This window comes from Cryobacterium breve (assembly GCF_027594785.1).
Taxonomy (GTDB): Bacteria; Actinomycetota; Actinomycetes; order Actinomycetales; family Microbacteriaceae; genus Cryobacterium; species Cryobacterium breve_A.
The window spans coordinates 2,101,587-2,121,821 of the sequence record NZ_CP075584.1 but is presented as its reverse complement, the minus strand read 5'-3'; the positions used below and the strand labels follow the sequence as shown (position 1 = coordinate 2,121,821).

The 20,235-nt window shown below is 69.4% G+C and carries 15 protein-coding genes and 1 pseudogene; 4 read left to right on the top strand and 12 right to left on the bottom strand.

The features are described 5' to 3' along the window. The first annotated feature begins 32 nt into the window (after positions 1-32). Complete coding sequence (locus KIV56_RS10350; protein WP_281533385.1) at positions 33-629, top strand: hypothetical protein; 597 nt, start codon at positions 33-35, stop codon at positions 627-629. 59 nt (positions 630-688) lie between these two features. Here KIV56_RS10350 and KIV56_RS10345 read toward each other — a convergent pair whose 3' ends face one another. Further along, positions 689-1,177, bottom strand: a complete 489-nt coding sequence (locus tag KIV56_RS10345; protein WP_281533384.1) for an Lrp/AsnC family transcriptional regulator — start codon at positions 1,175-1,177, stop codon at positions 689-691. A 146-nt stretch (positions 1,178-1,323) separates the two neighbouring features. Between KIV56_RS10345 and ald the strand changes: the two are divergent. Further along, positions 1,324-2,440: pseudogene (gene ald, locus KIV56_RS10340) on the top strand (alanine dehydrogenase). Positions 2,441-2,764: 324 nt separating this feature from the next. Here the strand turns inward: ald and KIV56_RS10335 are convergent. The 4 genes from KIV56_RS10335 to KIV56_RS10320 all read right to left on the bottom strand — a co-directional run bounded on the left by KIV56_RS10335 (position 2,765) and on the right by KIV56_RS10320 (position 6,275). Further along, positions 2,765-3,301 carry a hypothetical protein gene (locus tag KIV56_RS10335; protein ID WP_281533383.1) on the bottom strand — a complete coding sequence of 179 codons (537 nt, stop codon included), beginning with the start codon at positions 3,299-3,301 and terminating at the stop codon, positions 2,765-2,767. A gap of 97 nt (positions 3,302-3,398) precedes the next feature. Continuing rightward, the gene (locus KIV56_RS10330) at positions 3,399-4,148 is read right to left on the bottom strand and encodes an alpha-amylase family glycosyl hydrolase (protein ID WP_281533382.1); all 750 of its coding nucleotides are present in this window, start codon (positions 4,146-4,148) and stop codon (positions 3,399-3,401) included. Positions 4,149-4,177: 29 nt separating this feature from the next. Next, positions 4,178-4,726: a DUF1003 domain-containing protein gene (locus KIV56_RS10325; protein ID WP_281533381.1), complete on the bottom strand. Its 549-nt coding sequence runs from the start codon at positions 4,724-4,726 to the stop codon at positions 4,178-4,180. Between the two features lie 25 nt (positions 4,727-4,751). After that, complete coding sequence (locus KIV56_RS10320) at positions 4,752-6,275, bottom strand: APC family permease (protein ID WP_281536124.1); 1,524 nt, start codon at positions 6,273-6,275, stop codon at positions 4,752-4,754. A 392-nt stretch (positions 6,276-6,667) separates the two neighbouring features. Here KIV56_RS10320 and KIV56_RS10315 point away from each other — a divergent pair, with 392 nt between their 5' ends. After that, positions 6,668-9,733 carry a cell wall-binding repeat-containing protein gene (locus tag KIV56_RS10315; RefSeq protein WP_281533380.1) on the top strand — a complete coding sequence of 1,022 codons (3,066 nt, stop codon included), beginning with the start codon at positions 6,668-6,670 and terminating at the stop codon, positions 9,731-9,733. A 76-nt stretch (positions 9,734-9,809) separates the two neighbouring features. Here KIV56_RS10315 and KIV56_RS10310 read toward each other — a convergent pair whose 3' ends face one another. Genes KIV56_RS10310 through KIV56_RS10300 form a run of 3 tightly spaced genes read right to left on the bottom strand, consistent with a single transcriptional unit; the run spans position 9,810 to position 14,963 of the window. Further along, positions 9,810-10,472, bottom strand: coding sequence for a TetR/AcrR family transcriptional regulator (locus tag KIV56_RS10310; protein WP_281533379.1), 663 nt, complete (start codon positions 10,470-10,472; stop codon positions 9,810-9,812). Further along, positions 10,423-13,950 carry an EAL domain-containing protein gene (locus KIV56_RS10305; protein WP_281533378.1) on the bottom strand — a complete coding sequence of 1,176 codons (3,528 nt, stop codon included), beginning with the start codon at positions 13,948-13,950 and terminating at the stop codon, positions 10,423-10,425. Before KIV56_RS10305 ends, KIV56_RS10310 begins: the two co-directional genes overlap by 50 nt. Then, complete coding sequence (locus KIV56_RS10300; protein WP_281533377.1) at positions 13,947-14,963, bottom strand: hypothetical protein; 1,017 nt, start codon at positions 14,961-14,963, stop codon at positions 13,947-13,949. Before KIV56_RS10300 ends, KIV56_RS10305 begins: the two co-directional genes overlap by 4 nt. On the opposite strand from KIV56_RS10300, the gene KIV56_RS10295 reads away from it, so the two are divergent. Further along, positions 14,956-15,237 carry a hypothetical protein gene (locus tag KIV56_RS10295; RefSeq protein WP_281533376.1) on the top strand — a complete coding sequence of 94 codons (282 nt, stop codon included), beginning with the start codon at positions 14,956-14,958 and terminating at the stop codon, positions 15,235-15,237. The genes KIV56_RS10300 and KIV56_RS10295 overlap by 8 nt on opposite strands. Here the strand turns inward: KIV56_RS10295 and KIV56_RS10290 are convergent. From KIV56_RS10290 to KIV56_RS10275, 4 genes are read right to left on the bottom strand one after another with little or no spacing between them, the layout of a single operon-like run. Beyond that, positions 15,213-15,587, bottom strand: coding sequence for a hypothetical protein (locus KIV56_RS10290; RefSeq protein WP_281533375.1), 375 nt, complete (start codon positions 15,585-15,587; stop codon positions 15,213-15,215). The genes KIV56_RS10295 and KIV56_RS10290 overlap by 25 nt on opposite strands. Then, the gene (locus KIV56_RS10285; protein ID WP_281533374.1) at positions 15,520-18,750 is read right to left on the bottom strand and encodes a hypothetical protein; all 3,231 of its coding nucleotides are present in this window, start codon (positions 18,748-18,750) and stop codon (positions 15,520-15,522) included. The genes KIV56_RS10290 and KIV56_RS10285 overlap by 68 nt, the downstream gene beginning before the upstream one ends. Continuing rightward, positions 18,747-19,847 (bottom strand): endonuclease/exonuclease/phosphatase family protein, encoded by a 1,101-nt coding sequence (locus tag KIV56_RS10280; RefSeq protein WP_281533373.1) that lies wholly within the window; start codon positions 19,845-19,847, stop codon positions 18,747-18,749. The genes KIV56_RS10285 and KIV56_RS10280 overlap by 4 nt, the downstream gene beginning before the upstream one ends. Beyond that, the gene (locus KIV56_RS10275; RefSeq protein ID WP_281533372.1) at positions 19,844-20,233 is read right to left on the bottom strand and encodes a response regulator; all 390 of its coding nucleotides are present in this window, start codon (positions 20,231-20,233) and stop codon (positions 19,844-19,846) included. The genes KIV56_RS10280 and KIV56_RS10275 overlap by 4 nt, the downstream gene beginning before the upstream one ends. Positions 20,234-20,235: the final 2 nt, after the last annotated feature.

Here is a 20,235-nt window from a genome sequence, read left to right as displayed (position 1 = left end):
CAGTGTCCGTGGCCCATGCTACTTTTTGCGACATGGAGCAGAGAGAGCTATTTCTTCAGTCGGATGCCGCGTTGCGCTCCGTCATCGACCGGATCACGCCGGAGCAGCTGACCCTTCCTGCCCCCGCGGAGTGGACCAGTAAAGAGGACCCCACGATCAGGGACATCCTCGCCGCGCACGCACGTGACGAGGCCTGGGTCGGGGACGTGCTCGCGGGCCGCACCATCGAGGAGGTCGGTGACCGTTTCAACGGCGACCTGCTCGGGTCGGATCCGATCGCGAGCTACGACCGGATCAACGACGAAGCCACGGCCGTCGTGCTGCAGGACCTCGATCCCGCTGCGATCGTGCACCTCCAGTACGGCGACTACCCGCTCGCCGAGTACCTGCAGCACACGAGCATCTACCGCGCCTTCCAGGCGTGGTCGATCGCGAACTTCCTCGGCCAGAAGTATGCGCTGCCGGCTCCACTTGTCGATCTGCTCTGGGAGCAGATCCTGCCCCAGGTGGACGAGTGGCGCCAGTATGGCGTGTTCCCCGCCGAGGTCGAGGTTCCCGCAGACGCCGACAAGGAGACCCGGCTGCTCGGCAAGACCGGCTTCTGGAAGCCCAGCCGCAGCACGGACTGACCAGGCCGACCGACTGGGCCAACCGGCACCGCCCGGCGAGACTCCTCGACGCCCGGCTGCTACTTGCCCGAAGAGAGCCCGTTGTAGTGGTGCTCGAAGACGAGGCTGGTGCGCGTCGAGGCGACCGCAGGGTTCGCCGACAGGTTCTCGAGCACGAAGTCGCGCACATCGTCGGAGTCGCGCGCCACGAGATGGATGATGAAGTCCTCGGTCCCGCCGAGGAAGAAGACCTGCACGACCCGCGGCATCGCCCGGATCTCGTCCCGGAACGCCGGGATCTGCGTGCGCGCGCCCGAGCGGATGCTGACGCTGATCAACGCCTGAAGGCCGAGCCCGAGGGCCTTCGGGTCGACGAGGGTCGTGAAACGGGTGATGATGCCCCGTGTGACGAGGGAGCGCACCCGGGCGATGCACGTCGATTCCGCGATCCCCGCCGCGGTCGCGAGCCTGCTGTTGCTCATCCGCGAGTCGGCCTGGAGCAGCGCCACGAGCGTGTTGTCCACGGTGTCGAGTTCATCGCCGCCCCGAATCCTCTTCGTTTCCGTCATGCGTTGGCCCCTCTCAACTGAATATCGCGCTGTCTTTCGACCAAGTATCGCGGATTCCACGCTTGTCACGTACAGGAAACGAATACCAAGCATTATTTTCCCTATCCACCGGTAAGTCCGGCCATCCACCGCAGACGGAGTCCCCCATGAAGGTCGGCATCCCCACCGAGATCAAGAACAACGAGAATCGCGTGGCCATCACTCCGGCCGGCGTGCACGAACTCGGCATCCGCGGCCATGAGGTCCTCGTGCAGGCCGGCGCCGGAATCGGCTCCGGGTTCAGCGATGACGCCTTCCGCGTGGCCGGCGCGGCCATCCTCGGCACGGCCGCCGAGGTCTGGGCCGCCGCGGAGCCTGCTGCTCAAGGTCAAGGAGCCCATCGAAGCCGAATACCCCCTGATGCGCGACGGGCAGGTGCTCTTCACCTACCTGCACCTCGCCGCGTCCCGTCCGACCACGGATGCCCTCCTCACCTCCGGCACGACGGCGATCGCCTACGAAACGGTCCAGCTCACCGACCGCAGCCTGCCGCTGCTGTCCCCGATGAGCGAGGTGGCCGGGCGCCTGTCGGTGCAGGTCGGCGCGTACCACCTGATGAGCGCGAATGGTGGCACCGGAATCCTCCTCGGCGGCGTCGCGGGCACCCCCAAGGCGAAGGTCGTCATCATCGGCGGCGGTGTCGCCGGAGAGCACGCAGCCGCGAACGCCCTCGGCATGGGCGCGGACGTCACGATCATCGACCTGTCGATCGCCCGGCTGCGCCAGCTGGAGAACCGGTTCAACGGCGCCGTCCAGACCCGCGCGTCCACCCGGTACGAAATCGCAGAGCAGGTCCGCGGTGCCGACCTCGTGATCGGCTCCGTACTGATCCCGGGTGCCCAGGCGCCGAAGCTCGTCACAGACGCCATGGTCGCCACGATGAAGCCGGGTTCCGTGCTCGTGGACATCGCGATCGACCAGGGCGGCTGCTTCGAGGGATCCCACGCCACGACCCATGACAAGCCGACCTTCGCCGTGCACGACAGCATCTACTACTGCGTCGCCAACATGCCGGGAGCGGTCCCCGCGACGTCGACCCGCGCGCTCACCAACGCGACCCTGCCCTACGTGGTCGCGCTCGCCGACAAGGGCTGGAAGCAGGCCATCGCCGACGACGCCGCACTCGCCAAGGGCCTGAACGTGCACGCCGGCCGCATCACGAACGAGCACGTCGCCGCAGCGTTCAGCGCTCCCGTGCTGACCCTCGCCGAGATCATCGGCTAGCGTCCCGCCCCCGCACCCGCGGCATCCGCCTCGCACGTCCGCGCACCGCCCGCCCTGTCGCGAGAGTACGATTTTGGCCCTTAAGACCGCGTTTTAAGGGGCCAAAATCGTACTCTCGGGCAGCCGCGGGCAGCCGCGGGCAGCCGCGGGCAGCCGCGGGCAGCCGCGGGCGGCCGTGAGCGTGGGGCTCCGGCGGGGCAGGGCGGGGTCAGTGAGTGTCGGCGGTCCAGGCTGCGAGGGACTCGACCGTGTCGAGGACCTCGCTGCCGTCGGCGTCCGCGAGCCGGATGCGGAAACTCGTCGCTCCCAGCGCGGTGCACACCGTCAGGACCGCGCGGGCATCGCGGGCCGCATTGACCCAGCGCAGGCTCGAGCACGTCCCTGCCGTATATCGACCAGGTGAACAGGCCGTCGAACGCGGGATGGGTGGAGCGGAGCCGCACGAGGCCGAGCTGGGCGCGGGTCACCTCGCTCGCGAGCGCCTCCTCGACCTCCGCCGCCGGGTAGCGGTGCCGGTTCACGTCGCGGCCGCTGCCGGTTTCGGCGAAGAGCCTCCCGGTCGTCGAGACCGCCGAGCAGGCCGACGTAGTAGGTCTGCGGGCGTCCGGGCAGGAAATGCTGCACGGCACGCGCGACCAGGTAGGCGACGACGTCGCCGCCGAGAGTGCTGAAGAAGGTCGCGTTGATCTGGTGCGGGAGCGTCGCCCATTCCGGCACCACCGAGGCGACGGATGAGTGTCCGTGCGTCGCTTCTGCGGCCCGCGCGAACACCTCTGCCATTTCCGCCTCGCTCAGCAGCCCCGGCCGTCCTCCGGCCGGACCGGCGTCGATCACGCCGATGCCGTCGTGGGTGTCCAGCACCGTGACCGCGTTGGCCGGTCGGATCTCGAACCAGTTCGCGAGGCGGTCGACCGTGCCGGTGCCCAGGGAGTGCAGCAGGAGGGGCGCGAGCGCGAAATCATAGACCCAGTCGACGAGGGGCGCGATCGCGAGCCTGCTGGGCGTAGTACCCGTGCACCTCGACGAGCACGGCGAGGTCTTCCGCGCGGGCGAGGTCCGTGACGACCTCGACGAAGGCGAGGGTCTCCGGGGTCATGAAGCTGTCGGTTCCCGGGGTCTTCACGGCGTAGCCGACCGCGTCGAGCCGCACCGTCGTGACTCCGCCGTCAGCGAGCACGTGGAGCACCCGGCGCAGGTAGGCCAGGGCGACTGGATTGGCTACGTCGAGATCGACCTGGCTGGGCAGGAACGTCGTCCACACGAGGTGCCGGGAGCCGTCGGCCCCGCGGTACCCGGTGAAGGGCAGTCCCGGCCGGGGCCGGTAGAACGCCGTGAGTTCCGCCTCGCTCGCGCCGTGCGGGAAGACGGTGCCGTAGGTGAGGAACATGCCGTCCCAGGGCGACTCAGCGCCGCGGGCCAGCCAGTCGGTGAACTCCACAGAGGATGCCGAAACGTGGTTGACCACGAGATCTGCGGTCAGCCCGCGGCTGCCGGCCAGGGCGCGGACCTCGGGCCAGGTGCCGAGGCGCGGATCGACCGCAGCGTGGTCGACCGGGTCGAAGCCGGCATCCGCCCCGTCGAACGGTACGTAGAACGGCAGCACGTGCACACTGCCGAAGGCGCGCAGGGGCCCGTCGAGGAGCGCAGCCAGCGCGGGGATCGTGCCGCCGATGCGGTCGGCGTAGACGAGGAGTTCAACGTCGGTCATAGGTCCATGCCTTCCCTGGAACCGCCACCCTACGCCGCGCGGTCAACTCGCGGGTGAACCGACGGGGGATGCGGTGACCGTGTCGCTCCCGGCCGTCGTCGGGGCGACCGGCCCTGTCGCGAGGGCAGGGGCGACAGCGGCGACCCCGATGATGTGGGCGTGGATTTCCTTCGTGAGCTCATGAACGCGTCGGGTGAGCTCCCGTGTTGGTCAACAGGCTCCTGGTCGCTCATCTTGAAATCGTGGTCGGCCTTCGCCTGCTGGAACCCGGCTTGCCGGTTCTGGCCGATCATCACGAACGTCGAGAGGAAGATCGCCTCGAGCGACACCACGAGCGTCAGGGTCGGCCACGGGCTCGGCTCGAAGAAGAGCATCCAGCCGGCGAAGACGACGGCATGCAGGTACACGAACCGCATCGATCCGGCGAAGGCGGTGACGGCATCCGCAATACGCAGCTGCACACTCGCCGCGCGCCGCTTCGCCTCGGCGAGCACGATCGGGTGGTGGTCGCCGCTCGTCAGGATGTGCTTGGGAAGGACGGACGACAGGTGCGGGGTAGCCGCGGTGCTGGTGCTCATGCCCCGAGGCTACCCGGCGCGACTGTTATTCCGGCACGACCAGTGCGGGGGTGTCCTGGCGCAGCGTTTCGCCGCGGAAGAAGCTCGGCCGGGCCAGGAAGGTGAGGCCCATCACGGCGAGTCCGAGCACGAGGAGACCGACGCCGATCACGAAGACCAGTCCGATCCCGAAGAGCTCAGAACCGCTGCCGAAGTCGGGGCTCCAGGCGCTCACGGCGGTCTGCACGAACACGATCGTGAGTATCAGGCCGCCGGCCGCCGGCACCACGAGCCGCAGGAAGAAGTTGCGCACGCTCGAGAACAGGCTCTGGCGGAAGTACCAGACGCAGGCGAAGGAGGTGAGTGCGTAGTAGAAGCAGATCATCAGCCCGAGCGACTGGATGGTGTCGTTGAGCACATTGACGCTGATGATCGTCATGACGGCGTAGAACCCGGCGGCGATGGATCCGGCTGCGATCGTCGCGAAGCCGGGCGAACCGAAGCGCTTGCTGACGCTCGCGAACTGCGGCGGGAGTGCGTGGTAGTGCGCCATCGAGAGCAGGGTGCGGGCCGGAGAGGCCATCGTCGACTGCAGCGAGGAGGCGGAACTGGCGAGCACGGCCATCGACATCAGGATGGCGACCGGGCCCATCACGGGTCCGGCGATCGCGGCGAAGATGTTGCCCTGGTTGTCCGGGTTGCTCAGGCCGATTCCGTCGGCGCCGACACCGGACACCATCATGGTGGCCACGATCAGCACGAGGTAGAGGCCGAGCACGACGAGGGCGGTCAGGGTGCCGGCCTTGCCCGCGGTCCCCTTCGTCCCCTTGGTTTCCTCGTTCACGGTGAGGCAGACGTCCCAGCCCCAGTAGACGAAGATCGCCAGAGAGATGCCGGCGGCCAGCTGGCTGAAACTGTCGACCCGGGTGGGGTCGAACCAGGTCCAGTCGAAGGCGAGCGCGGTCGTGGACGCACCGTTCGTTGCGTTGACGATGGCCGAGACGCTGAAGATGAGGAGGACGACGATCTGGAAGCCGACCATGCTGTACTGCACGAGCTTGGTGGCGTGCAGCCCGCGGTAGCTCACCCAGACGGCGAGGGCCACGAAGACGAGACAGGTTGCGATGTTGATGAAGGTATTGTCGGCGAGCGCGGCGAGATCCGGGTTGGCGAAGACCTCGCCGAGGAAGACGTAGAAGAAACTGACGGCCACGCCGGCGAGGCTCGAGAGCACGATGATGTTGGCCGCGAGCATGCCCCAGCCGCTCATCCAGCCGACGAAGGGACCGAACGCCTTGGTGGTCCAGGTGAAGGAGGTGCCGCTGTCCGGGGAGTCGGCATTGAGCTCCCGGTAGGCGAGGGCGACGAGGATCATCGGGATGAACGCCAGGATGAACACGGCCGGCAGCTGCTTGCCGACCTCGGCAACGGTCGCGCCGAGCGAGCTGGTGAGGCTGTACGCAGGGGCGACGGAGGAGATGCCGAGCACGACGACAGCGAGCAGGCCGAGCTGCCCGCCCTTGAGGCCCTTCTTCGTGATGCCGTGCTTGCTCCCCGCGGCGTCGTGCAGCGTTGAGCCTGTGCACGAGGTGGACGTCGGTGAACGGCTGCGATGAGGTCGGCGCCGACCCTCGGGTGGACTGCTGGGTCATGTGTGGTCCCTTTCCTCGGGCCGGGCGCATCGACGCGCGAACGGCCCATTCGGGTACTGCGGTGTATCCGATGGACTAAATGAATTGAGTTCGTTTATTCTGGGGGTGAGTCAGGCGGATTGCAAGCACTTACCGCAGATTCATCGGCCGGAGATGACGCGTCACGTGTGGTTAACCGCACACTTGCGCGGTAATTCGCTGGTAAACCGCTTTTTTGGGCACAGCCGTTGTTCGGGGGCACAACGCTCAGCACACTGGGCGCGGGTGCTGGGATTCCAGGATCAGTCACGATTCACGAGGAGCACCTCCCATGACCGGATTCTTGCTGGCCCCTGCACGCTCGCTCAAGCTGATCGCCGTCCTCGCCGCCGTCGCCGTGGGCATCACCCTCGGCGCGACCCCGGCGCGGGCAGCGGTCACGGATCCGCCGACCGTCGTCAGCCTGACCTTCGACGACGGCAACGCCGACCAGCTCGCCGCGGTGGCCACCCTGAACCAGTTCGGGATGAAGGGAACCTTCTTCATCACGACCGGGTTCATCGACAACCCCGGCTGGCTGACCAGGGCAGACCTGACGAGCATCGCCGCGGCCGGTCACGAGATCGCCGGCCACACGGTCACCCACCCCGACCTCCTCACCCTCCCCGCGGACGAAGCCACCCGGCAGGTCTGCCAGGGCCGGGCGACCCTCGCCGACTGGGGCTTCGCGACCAGGAGCTTCGCCTACCCCTTCGCAACGGTGAATGCCGCGACCGAGGCGATCGTCCAGGCCTGCGGCTTCAACAGCACCCGCGGCCTCGGCGACATCAACACCCGGTTCGGCTGCACGGGCTGCGGCTTCGCGGAAACCGTTCCGCCCGCCGACCCCTACCTGACCCGCGCGCCAGACGAGGTCGACACGACCTGGACCCTCGCAGACCTTGAGAACACGGTCACGAACGCCGAGACGGCGGGCGGGGGCTGGGTGCAGCTCACCTTCCACCACCTCTGCGCAGGAACCTGCGACGCGCTCTCCGTCGACCCGGCGGTCTTCGCCCAGTTCGCCGCCTGGCTCTCCACGCGTGCAGCCTCGAACAACACCACGGTCAAGACCGTCGGAGACGTCATCGGCGGCACCGTCAAGGCGGTCGTTCCCGTGACGACGACCTCGACCGCGGCCCCCGGTCCCGGCGTGAACGGCGTCGTCAACCCGAGCCTCGAGACTGCCGGCACCAACGGCCTCCCGCAGTGCTGGGCCATCGGCGGTTTCGGCACGAACACCGCGGCCTTCAGTACGGTCGCCGCCGCACACACCGGCACCAAGGCGGAGCAGCTAGTCGTGAGCAACCTCGTCAGCGGCGACTCCAAACTCATCCTCACCCAGGACCTGGGCGCGTGCGCGCCCACGGTCACCCCCGGCCACACCTACGACCTCCGCGCCTGGTACACCTCGACGGTCACCACCCAGTTCGACGTCTACCTGCGCAACTCGATCGGCAGCTGGAGCTACTGGACGTCGAGCCCGTATTTCCCGGCCGGAACGTCCTACGCGCAGGCGCTCTACACGACGGCCGCCATCCCGGCCGGCACCACCGGACTGAGCTTCGGCCTCAACCTGATCCTCAACGGAACCCTCGTGACCGACGACTACGCCCTCTATGACACCGTCGGCGCCCCGGGAATCCTCGTGCCGGCCACCCCGACCGTCACGGGCTCCGCCTCCGTCGGCAGCACCCTGACCGCCGTCCCCGGCGACTGGTCACCGGCCACCACCGCCTTCGCCTACCAGTGGCTGCGTGACGGCGCGGACATCCCCGGCGCGACATCCGCCACCTATGCACCCGTCGTTGCGGACCTCGGCACTGCGCTCTCGGTGCGAGTCACGGGAACAGCGACCGGCTACCTGCCGCCCTCTGCCGCGGTCACCTCTGCGGCGACAGCGGCCGTCGTCGCCGGCACGCTCGGCGTGGGTACTCCGGCGATCACCGGCACGGCCGCCGTCGGCGCGCTGCTGACCGCGAGCCCGGGAACCTGGACTCCCGCCGGGGTGAGCTTCGCCTACCAGTGGCTCGCGAACGGCACGCCCGTCGCGGGGGCTACCTCTGCCGGGTACACCCCGGTCGCCGCGGATGCCGGCGCGGCGCTCAGCGTGCGGGTCACCGGAACCGCGCCCGGCTACCAGTCCGCGTCAGCGGTCTCGGCGCCGACCGGCGCGGTCGCGACCGGCGGGATCGGAACGGCGACACCGGTGATTTCCGGGACAGCCACGGTCGGTGCGCTGCTGACCGCGAGCCCGGGAACCTGGACGCCCGCCGGGGTGAGCTTCGCCTACCAGTGGCTCGCGAACGGCACGCCCATCGCCGGGGCCACGTCTGCCGGGTACACCCCGGTCGCCGCGGATGCCGGCAAGACCCTCACGGTCCGGGTCACCGGTTCGGCGCCCGGGTACCAATCGGCGTCCGCGGTCTCGGCACCCACAGCACCGGTCTCCTCCGGGACGGTCACCCGGATCGCCGGAACCGACCCGTATTCGACGGCGATAACCGTCTCCCAGGGCTTCGCGCCCGGAGTCTCCCGCGTCTACCTCGCCAGCGGCACGAGCTTCGCCGACGCCCTCAGCGCCGGCCCCGCCGCCGCGCATTTCGGCGGACCCGTGCTCCTGACCACGCTCACGGCGCTTCCGGCCGGGGTCAGGGCCGAACTGACCCGGCTGCACCCCGGCAAGATCGTCATCGTCGGCGGGACCGCCAGCGTCTCTGCGGCAGTCGCCGCCGAACTCGCGGGCATCGCCCCTGTCGTGCGGCTCGCCGGCGCCGACCGCTACGCCACCTCCCGCCTCGTGGCAGCGGATGCCTTCGGCAGCCTCGCGGCGACGGCCTACGTCGCTACCGGGGCCGACTTCCCAGGGGCACTCGCGGCAGCATCGGCCGCCGCCCGCGTGGGAGCACCGGTCGTGCTCGTGCCGACCGGCGGCCTCCTGCCCGACCTCGCGACGGCCGTGCTGCTCCGTGCGCTGCACACCAGGACCGTGAAGATCGCGGGCGGGACGGCCGACGTGACGAGCCTCACCGAGTTCTGGCTGAAGCTGCAACTCGGCGGCGCCTCGGTGACCCGGTACGCCGGCGCAGACCGCTACGCGACCAACGCGGCGCTCAACCTGAACGCCTTCACCTCCGCCACGACCGTGTACCTCGCGAGCGGAACGAGCTACCAGGACGCCCTGGTCGGCTCGGCGCTCGCCGGGGCGAAGTCGGCTCCGCTGTATCTCACGCCCGCGACGTGCGTGCCCAGGGCGACACTCACCGAGATCACCCGCCTCGGCGCGACCCGGGTGGTTCTGATCGGGACGGCGACCGCCCTCACGGGCGACGTCGCTGCGCTCAAGCCGTGCCTGTGAGTCAGCCATGCTCCGGGCGCCGCACGACCCGCGGCGCCCGGGGCACCTCGCATGGCAGGACAAGCCGGGCGGATGCTCAGGGTCTGCGCAGGCGGCCGATCCGGTCAACGAGGGCCTCCAGCCCGAACTCGAACGCGACGTCCGCCCGCGCCCTGCCCTGGCTCTGCTCTCCCTGCCTCACTGCGGCGCTGAAGATCGGGCTCGACTCGGCGAGCGCACCGGTCTCGAAGATGTCAGCAGGGGCCGTCACGTCGAAAGCGGAGCCGAAGATGAACGACTCGAGTGCGACGATCGAGGGCACTATCTGTGCCGAAGGCACCCGGGCGGAGGACAGTCCGGCGGCGACGGTCTCGTACATGCGCAGGGTTTGCGGTGCGCCGGTGACAGGGAGGACCGCCACGATTGAGATCAGCGGAACGTGCGTCGCGAAGATGTCCCGATAGGACCATGCCCAGCGCCGGAGGGCCGTGTCCCACGGCTCTACACCGAAGCCGGCCACATCGACCATCGTCATAACGTGGTCCTGCAACCACTGCAACACGACGTGCTTCGACGCCGCGTGGTTGTAGAGCGCGGAGGGAGCGACCCCGAGGCTCCTGGCCAGGCCGGACATCGTGAAGCTCTCGTAGCCGGTCGCCCCGATCAGTCGGAGGGCCGCAGCGGTGATGCGCGGTTTCGTCAGAACCGTCTCAAGCGGCCTTCCGGCCCTGCGGTGACCGGCGTCGTCTGCGTCGCTCATCGGGCTCTTCTCTCGGTGGGCAGTCTCGGTGGATGGCGTCGTTACAGTACATCACCCTGTTGATATAGCGCCCTGTCGACGACACGGGGTCAGATCGCAGTGTCGAGGAGGACCTGGACGAGTTCAGGCGTTCGATGCTGGAGAACCCGGTGCCGAAGTCGTCCATGGAGATGAGGGCGCCGGCGTCGCGCAAGTGCGCGATGTTCACGGCGACCTCCTCCGACCCCGATCCGAAGTCCGACTCCGTCGCTTCGATGCCGAGCAGCGACACGCTTAGGCCCGCCGCCGCGCACACGTCGATGACCCGCCCGGCATAGCCCTCCATGGAGAGCTCCCGGGCAGACGCATTGACAGCGACCGTGACCGGCGAACGGCTGGCAGGCAATGAGCGGTTCCACGCGGCCGCTGCGGTGATCGCCTGGCCGAGCACCCAGCCGCCGAGAATCGTGATCGATCCGCTGGCCTCGCACAGCGGGATGAATTCGACGGGAGAGATCGCGCCCCTGGCCGGGTGGTTCCAGCGGGCGAGGGCCTCAACCCCCACGATGGCCCCCGTGCGCATGTCGACGCAGGGCTGGTACTCCACGTATATTTCGCCGTTGTCGATGCCGTGACGAACGGCGACAGGCGACGCATAGTAGCCGCCGTGGACGGTGATCCGCCCGAGGCCGCCGCGCTTGGCCTCGTAGAGGGCGGCGCCGGCCCGGCCGAACAGTTCAGAGGCGGACTCATCCCCCTCGTGCTGTGCGATGCCGGCGGAGAATCCGCGGACGGTGAGTCGCGCGTGCCTGAGCAGGCCCCGGACCTCCTCCGTGGTGCTCCCCGAGATCAGGACAGCGAAGGCGTCTCCCTCGATCCGGCCGAAGACGGCGTCGACGGGGAGGAAGGATGCGAGATCGGTCGCGAATTCGCCGAGGGCGTCGTCTCCGGCATCCGTTCCGAAGCGCTGGTTGACGAGGGCGAACTCGTCGATGTCGAGGCGTGCGAGGGTGAGGGGCACGCCTGATCGCGCATCCGCTCGGGCGTCCTGCACTGTGGTCGCGGTCGCACGCTCGAAGCCGGCGAAATTGAGGATGCCGGTGAGCCAGTCCGTTTCGAAGGCGGTCGCACTGCGCACGAACCAGGTGAGGACGGAGGTGGTGACAATGGCCAGGAGACCGGTCAACTCGACATTGGTCGCATCCGCGCCCGGCTGCAACGCGGTTGCCGCGATACCGAGGGGAACCACGACGAGGGGATACCAGAGCATCGTACGGGACCGGATGACCGCGAAGGCCAGCAGGATCGTGACACCGAGACCGCCGGAGAACGTGGACGCGATGGGAGTCCCGGTGGTCGCCACGACGCTCGCGACGGCCAGGGCGATGAAGCAGCACAGGGAGACGTGACGCAGCGGGATCGTGATGCGCCTCCGGAAGACGAGGATGACGAATCCGCCGACGAGGAGGGTGGAGGCGACACTCCGAAGGGTCGCGAGCCCGACAGGGCCCAGGCCGGAGACGTCGCTCACGGTGTACACCGCCATGGTCGTTCCCGCGAGCAGGGCGATTCCCCCGAGCAAGAGGGCAACGGACCGGGAGGTGTCGAACAGGTCGGGGCGGAAGCCGAGATTGCGCCCACGGCGTGGGCGGTGGGGGCGCGTGGCAATCATTGTGGGGTGCCTCCTGGGCGGTCGTGCTGCCCTGCGGTGGGGGGAGAGTGCGGAATCCACTGCCGGCAGCGCGCGCTTGCGCCGACGGCGACGGGCCAACAGCAGCGCCCCGGCGCCGGCGAGCAGGACCGCGAACACGAGGATCCAGAATTTCGACGTGGCGTAGTCGAGCAGGCCCGGCGCCGGAATCGTGGTGAGCTGGGCGCCGGACTCGAAGAGGGCGGCGGAGGGCTTGGCAGAGCCGTCTGCGCGGAGCAGCCCGCCGGCATCCGTCTTCGTGTCGGCAAAGGTCGCCACGCTGAGATGGGACAGTCCGGCGCGCTCCGCACCCAGGAGCACCCGGGCGACGTCGGAAGCCTGTCGTGCCTCGGTCTTCGGCAGGGGCCCCCAGCCGCCCTCGGTGCTGAGCCCGGTCACCGTCAGCAGCATGGCCCGGTCGGGGAGCGCGGTGCGCACAGCCTCGATCGCTGCGGCCGGGTCACCGCCTCCGGTCAGGTGCAGGGACACGGCGTCGACCAGGCCCGCCATCGACGGATCGGACGCGGCCGTGCTCGTCGCCCAGGAGATGGTCTGCGGCGTGCCCGGGTCGAGTTCCCTCAGGGTGGCGCCGGTGTGCAGGAGGAACGCGCGGATCTCGGCGGGGCTCGGAGACCCGGTCGAGCGCTGTTCCGGTCGGTCGGCGAGGTCCCACAGGGCGAGGGCCGGTTGGCCGCGCACCGCGGTCGCGATGGCGGTGAGGTGGGCGTCGGCAGCGAGCCAGTTCGCGGGAGTGAGGTCGGGGAAGCCGTCGAAGAGGACGAGCTCGACCCGCAGTCCGTGCCGGTCCGCCTGCTCGAGCAGCGTGATCAGTCCGGTGATGGCGTCATCGGTGGGTTTCGCGCCTCCCAGCTCGGTGTACGGGAGCGGAACCCGGATGGTGTCGAAACCGAGAGCCCGCAGGCGGGCGAAGTCGGCCCCCAGAGTGGCCGGGGCGAGCACGGTCGGCGCGGGAACGGGAGTGACAGCGGGCGCAGCGGTGGGGGTCGCACCGGGAGTCAGGGTCGGTGTCGCGGTCGCCTTGGCGACAACCGGCACAACGGGCGCCCAGCCGGCCGGACGGTATTCGGTGGCCAGGCTCTCCGGGATGGTGAGGGGAGTCGTCGTCGGGGCGCCGGTGATCACGGTCGCCCCAGCGGCATCCGTCGTCAGTGTGACAGTGTCGCTCCCCGCGGAGCGCCGAAGCTGGTGGATGCGCCAGAACCCGTCCTCGAGCACCATCACGACGTCGTAGCTCTCGTGGCCGAGCAGCACCGTCTCATTCAACCCGGTGCCGACCGTGCGTGCGATGTTCGCACCCCCGTCATGGAAGGCGACGGTGGCGCCGTCGAGCGCGTAGAACTCGAGTTCGAGGGAGTGACGGAGGTCCCACGTGGCGCTCGGGCCGGTGCGCGGCAGCTCGAGCACGGCCCGCCTCGCCGCACCGCTGAACGTGTCGTTGACGGCAGGCCGCTCGCCCGTGGACTGGAAGTGCCCGATCGCGGCCCAGGCCCGGATATAGCTGGCTGCGATCATCATGCGCGTCGCCGGCTCGAGGACGCGTTCGCGCTGCCACGCGTCTGGCAGCCACGTGACGAGCTGGCTTGCGTTGACCGGCACCGTCGCGACTTCGTGGAGTCCGGATGAGACCGTGGCCCCCGTCGAACTCTGCAGCGTGATTTGCCCGCTCAGCACGAGGAGCCCCATGGTCGCGGCGATGAGGCCGAGGCCGAGTAGCGCTGCGATCAGCCGCTTGATGCGGCTGCGCCTCAGGTTTCCGGGCGCGCGGAACGGGAGTCCGGACCTCGTCATCGGAGCGTCTCCGCACCCTCTGCGCCGAGCACCGAAACTCTGACCGTGACCGGACCGACGAGCGGTCTGGTCGCAACGACGATGTCGAGCACGCCGTTCACGAGCCCGGCGCTCGTGGCGCCCGCCTCGCCGTCGCGGTCGGCCACGGAGACACGTGCCGTCGTTCCATCCGGCACGAATGTGCCGCCGAATCGGTTGACCGGGCCGATACTCACGAAGACGCCGGCGTCGACCAGGCGTGCGCGCACCGTGACCGTGCCGACGGTGGCCGCGAACGGCAACGTGAGGGCGCTCGCCGTGTGCACACCGCGACAGAATCCGGTGATCTGGAATGCGCCCGGCGTCGCCGGCGCCTGCATCGAGAGCTGGGCGACGCCCGAGATCGTCGCCGCGGTCGTGCGCCCCGCGCCTTCAGGGCCCGTCCATTCCACCGTGACCTGGGTGCCGTCCGGCTCGACATTGCCGTAGCGATCCCGCAGCACGGATGTCCGGATCGGCACGAGCGTCTGGCCGTCGGCCCCCGCGTTGGCGGCGAGCACGGACTCGACGGGTTCGAGGGAAAAGGGCAGCGGTGGCCCGGCGACTTCGTCGAGGCTGACGCTCGGCCCGGTCACGGGACCGGAAGCGACCCAGACCAGGCCTCGACCGGCGAGGGTGCCCGAAAAGAGTTCCTGGAAGGCGAGCAGGTGCGAAACGAACGCTCCGCTCGAACTCCGCACTCCGACGGGGTTCTCACGGGAGACCAGCACCGGCGAACCCTCCGCGATGGAATTGCCCCAGGCGTCGACCGGGATCGTGACGACCATGGACATGTCTGCGGCGTCGGCCACGATGGAGCGGGCGCCGACGACGGCCTGTATCGGGCCGACCGCGGCTCCGGGGGTGAGCTCTGCGGTGCCGCGCCCGACCGCGCCTGCGGAACTCGCCACGAGGGTGACGGACCCTGCACTGCGGGTCAGGGCGACCGGAAGCCGGAATTCCGCCGTGTCGTCGATGCTCACGGCGGTGAGCACGAGCTGGCCGAGCGAACCGATCGCGACGAGCCTGCACAATGGCGCCGTCGGCGGCTCCTGCCACGGTCACCGGAAGCTCCGTGCCCGCAGGCGCGGTCGGCGCGACCTGCAGCACGAGGGCGGCCGCGGCGTTCTGTGCTGCCCGCGCTTCCGCGTGGGAGTCGGCGCCGGAATCGGTGGCGAACCCGACCGCCAGGCCGAGGGCGAGCGTGAGGATCAGGCCGGCTGTGCGGCGCGTGCCCGGCCGCGTCATGGCTGGCTCGCTCTGGCGTAGGTCGTCGCCGTGAGAGACAGCCCGGAAAAGCCCGTGTCGGCGGGCAGGGCGATCGAGGCGGCGAGGGCGGATGCCGGTGGAGAGTGGGCGGGACCGGCATAGCCGGTCGTCGGCACCCCGGAGGCCGCGATCGGGGTGCTTGACGCGAGCGGAATGCGGAAATCGCTGACCGATTGCGGGGCGATGCTGTGTTCGAGATAGGCGTGGTCGACCCAGGACAGGCTGCCGTCCGCTGCCGTATACGACACCAGGAGGTGCGGAACGGAGGCTTCGACGGTGCTGTCATTGCGCAGCTCGCCGACGACAGCGTAGCCGTCGGCGGCCGAGCCGGTGAGCCGCAGGTGCTGCACCTGCAGGCCGCGTGCGCTCGCCCGCGGAGTCACTACGCCGCGCGCGTAGACGGCCACCGACGCGACGGTCGCACCGGCGGCGAGCACAAAGGGGGTGATCGTCTGCGGGTCGAACTCGACAGGGCCGTGAATGTTGGACGACGTGGCCGGAGCGGCGACAGTGACACTTGTCGCAGAAGGGGCCGTCACCTCCGTCGTGTTCTTGAGGCCGCCGTCGGCTTCGAGACCGTAGTCTCCGGTGCCGGCGATGCTCTGGAACTCGATGCGGAAGGGACTCGTCGCTCCGGGCAGCAGTTTGTGGGCGAGCACCTGGGCCGCATCCCAGCTGGCGAGCAGCGCGCCGTCCGGATCGCGCAACTGCGCCTCGACGGTGACGTCTGCGGGGTCGACGTCGGTGTTCGTCACCTCGCCGATCACGACCCAGCGACCGTTCACGAGCAGGGAACTGACGTTGCCGAGGGTCAGCTCGGGTCGGTCGAGCACATCCATCGTGGAGGTCCCGTCCGAGCCTGAGTGCGCGACGACCCTGCGAAAGGAAGCCGACGGCGGGTCGGCTGGTGAACTGGTCGGGCGGAGATGTCGCGTCTGCGGCGGGCAGGTCGATGAACCAGCCGGTCGGTTCCTGGATCAGGGCCACCGGCGTGGTCACCTGATAGGACTGCAGGGAGGTGAGGTAGTCGAGGGTTGCGGTCATCACCTGTCTGCCCGGCGTGCTCGATGCGGGCACTGCGGTGACGGATGCGAGCTTGGCGAAGGAGGCGACGAGGCCTCCGTCCCTGCCGAGTTCCTGCTGGTACACCGTGTAGTCCGGCCGGGTCGAGGGGTCGAGCAGGGCGTATGCCGCGGCGAAGCGGCGGAAATCGAGGTGACCGTAGTAGTCCTCGACCACTTCGGCGGCCGTGGGCGCGCTCGGCTTCGCCACCGCGAGGGCGCCGCCGGCAGTGACCATGACCAGCAGAAGGGTCACGGCGGCCGCCTGCCAGCGGCGGCGGCGCTTCCGTACGCGGGCGCGTGCCCGCGTGCGGAGGCGCGGGAGCGCCGCGCCCCAGGGCAGCCAGCCGCCGGCGGGTGGCGCGGGCTCCTCGGTGTGCGGGATGCGGTCGCTCGCCCTGGCGAGGGCGGCGTCGACGGCCCCGACGGCGCGGGTCACCGGGCTCGTGAGCTTCTTCAGTGCGGAGCGCACGAGGCGGGCGACCGCTCGGGGCGGGCGTGACAGCATCCGTCGGAGCCTGGCCGGCACGATACGGCGCACGACGGCGCCTGCGCCGGGCACCCGCGTCGGTGCTCCGATGAGGGACCACACCATGAGCACGAGGGCCAGGGTGATCGAAGCAGGCGGGACCAGTCCCCACCACAGGCGCTCCCAGAGCGGTGCCTGGTGCGAAACCTCGCTCGTCGGCAGCGGGGCCACGTCGGAGCGTTCCCAGATTTCTATGCCGTTCTCGAGGGGACCCAGGTCGGTCCACCCGCTGGCGTCGAGCAGCGGGGAGTAGAAGGCGTCGTTGCTGAAAACGTATTTGAGGGAGTACCGGCCGGGAACGGCGAGGAACTGTTGCAGGCTCCCGATCCCGGGCACACCGGAGTACTTCGCTCCCTCGAGGCGCTCGATCGGCCGGGACGTCAGCTCGGGCAGCTGCCGGGCGGAGTGATAGTCGCCGTCGACGGTTCCGGCCGTCATATTGGCGCCGAGCCAGGCCATCTGGTCGCCGAATCCCAGCGTGAGGTATCGCCACTGGGAGTGCTGGTCCTTGTTCATGAAGGTCGTGATCGGGGTGACGTCGATCGGGGCAGGCTGGAATGCCCGGTACTGCGTGAGGTTGGCCGCGTAGAGGGTCGTGGTGAGGTGTGCGGCCAGCAGCAGGCCAGGAAGCACCACCGAGAGGGTAGGCCCGACATGCGCGAGCAGCCAGGCTCGGATCGAACCGTTCGTGACGCTCGACACGAACTGCCCGACGAGCGGCAGGATGGAGATGGTCGCCCAGAACGTGAAGCGGTCGAGCGTGAGGATGTCGTACGCGCCGCCCAGGAGGATCTTGGGGAACGGTGTGGTGCCGCCGGTGCCGAGGAACGCGAGCACTCCGAGTGAGAGGGTGAGCGGCCACGCCTTGCCCGCCATGCCGCGAATCAAGGCGTATGGCAGCACGAGCAGCGTCGTGCCCCACGGGATCAGCCAGAAGACCAGGCCGGCGTTGACGTTGACCAGGAAACTGTCGCGGCTGGCGTGCGGGATGGAGACCTGGGTGATCGGGTCGCTCTTGGAGTACAGCCAGTACGGCAGGACGACGCAGAGCAGGGCCGTGACCACCAGCACACCGAGGATCCCGGTTCGCACCAGGGAGGGCATCACCCGGCGAATCCGGCGCGCGATCAACGGCCAGAGCAGCCGGAAACTGAATCGGGGCGGGTGTCCGTCCTTCTCACCGGCGAGCGGGGTGCGCACGGCGAACACGAGTGCCCCGAGCAGCACGGGCCCGAGGAAGAAGAGCGATCCGAACAGGGTCGTCACATGGTGGCAGGCCGTGGTTGCCATGATGCAGCCGACCCCGGCGAGCAGGGCCTTCCGGTTGCCGGTGCGCACCCAGGTGTTCGCGAAGGGCAGCCCGTTGAGCAGGAACCCGAGCGAGAGCGTGGTGGGAAGCTGGCCAAAGACGTGCACGGTTTCAGCAATCGACGACGCCAGCACGAGGGCGATGGCCGCCCAGCCGGCCGAGGTGCGGTTGACCCAGATACCGCTCCAGCGATAGACCCCGATGGTGAGGTTGAGGAGGGCGAAGACCTGCACGACCACGAAGCCGGGGCGCAACCCGATGATCTTGCTCAGGGCCGCGATCATGAAGTGGCCGCCCGGCGGGTAGCTCAGGGTGGAAAACCCGGTGTACCAGCGCGTGTCCCAGCTCGAGAACCAGTCTCTGGCGTAGTGGTCGGCGAAGAAGATATGCACGTAGGCGTCGTAGGTGCGCTGGTAGCTTCCGGCAAGCAGCAAAGAGCCGTGGAACACGAGCACAAGGATGAGCGCGATGAAGAGCAGGCGGTGGCGGCGCACGAAGCCCTTGCGCGAGCGTCCGTCCGGCGCTTCTTCCGGCCGGTGCACCCTCGCCTTCTCCGCTGCCGGTGCGGGGGCTGCCGGTGCGGGGGCCGGGGCCGGCTCCGTCACCAGGGTCATGGCGTCGGAGTCTTCTGCGGCGAGGGAGCCTGCGACGAGGGACCCTGTACCGACGGATTCTGGGACGACGGGAGGGCGAGGTCGACGACGAGGCGGCGGTGGTCGCTCCCCGCGCTCATCTGGTCGGTCACGGCGACGACCGTGAGCTGCTGGCTGACGAGCACATGGTCGATACGCATCAGCGGCGGAACGACGCCATCCCAGCGTGGCCAGGTCGCCCCGAAACCGCTGCCGGACTCCACAAAAGCATCCCGCAGCCCGGTGGCGACGAGCCGCCGCAGCGGTGCATGGTCGAGGGTCGCGTTGAAATCGCCCGCGAGGATGAGGGTGCCGGGGTCACTTTCCGCGATCCGGGCCAGCTCGGCGTACTGTCCCCGCCAGAGCCCGGTGTTCTCCGCGGTGACGGGCGCCACCGCGTGCACATCGATGATCCGTACGAGGCCCGCGGGGGTACGGATGTGCGCCTCGAGCATCGGGGACCCGGCTACGTCGATCGGGCCGCCGTCTTCGATCGGCAAACGGGAGAAGATCGCCGAGCCGTGGTATCCGGGCAGGGCGTCGAGCACTCGTTCCGGGTAGGCCGCCCAGAGCGGCGAGGCGGTGAGCGTGGTGAGGTGTTCGGGGGTGACCTCTTCGAGCACGATCACGTCGGCATCCGTCGCGACGAGCTCTCCGGCGAGCGTGGCGAGCTCGGTGTTGTCGAGGAGGACGTTCGCGCTCACGATCCGGAGCGGAATAGCGCCGACGGGCGCCGTTCGCGGGCCGTTCCAGCCGATGGCCGGTACGAGGAGGGTGGCCTGCACGACGGCCAGGGCGAGCGCGATAACAGAGAGGGTGAGTGGCCATCGGAGACGGGCCGGGCCGCCGGAAGGTCTTTTGGCCCTCCGGGCGCGACGCGCGAGCACGATTCCCGTGCCCGCGAGCAGAGGGTACGCCGGGAGGAGCAGCCAGACCGCGACGCCTTGCACCCCGATCAGCAACGGTTCGGTTTCACTGGCGAGCGCCCGGGTCAGGGCGATCGCGGTCATGCCGCCTGCCGCCAGCCAGCCGAGGCCGCACGCAGTCCGGGTCAGGGCACGCGTGACGCCGCGACTCACCGGTCCCTTTGGCGCGGCAGGATCGTGGCGAGGCACTCGGCGAGCGAACGGGAGCTGATCGGCTTGATCAGGTGCCCATCGATAACGCTCGCGAGGTCGAGTCCGACGGAGGAGTGCTCCACGATTCCGGTCACGAGCACGAAGAGCGGGCGCGTCGGCGTTGGTGGCAGCGAGTTCAGCAGGTCGACACCGGTACCGCCCGGCATGGAGAAGTCGGAGAAGATCGCCGTGAAGGTGCCCGACCGTGCGATCGCGATCGCCGGGGCGACATCGTCTGCCTCGGTGACGTCCCAGCCCGCCCTGCGCAACATGTGGGAGAGCACGAGGCGGGACACTGTTTCATCGTCGACGACAAGGGCGCTGTGTGAAAGGGGCGTGCTGTTCATGG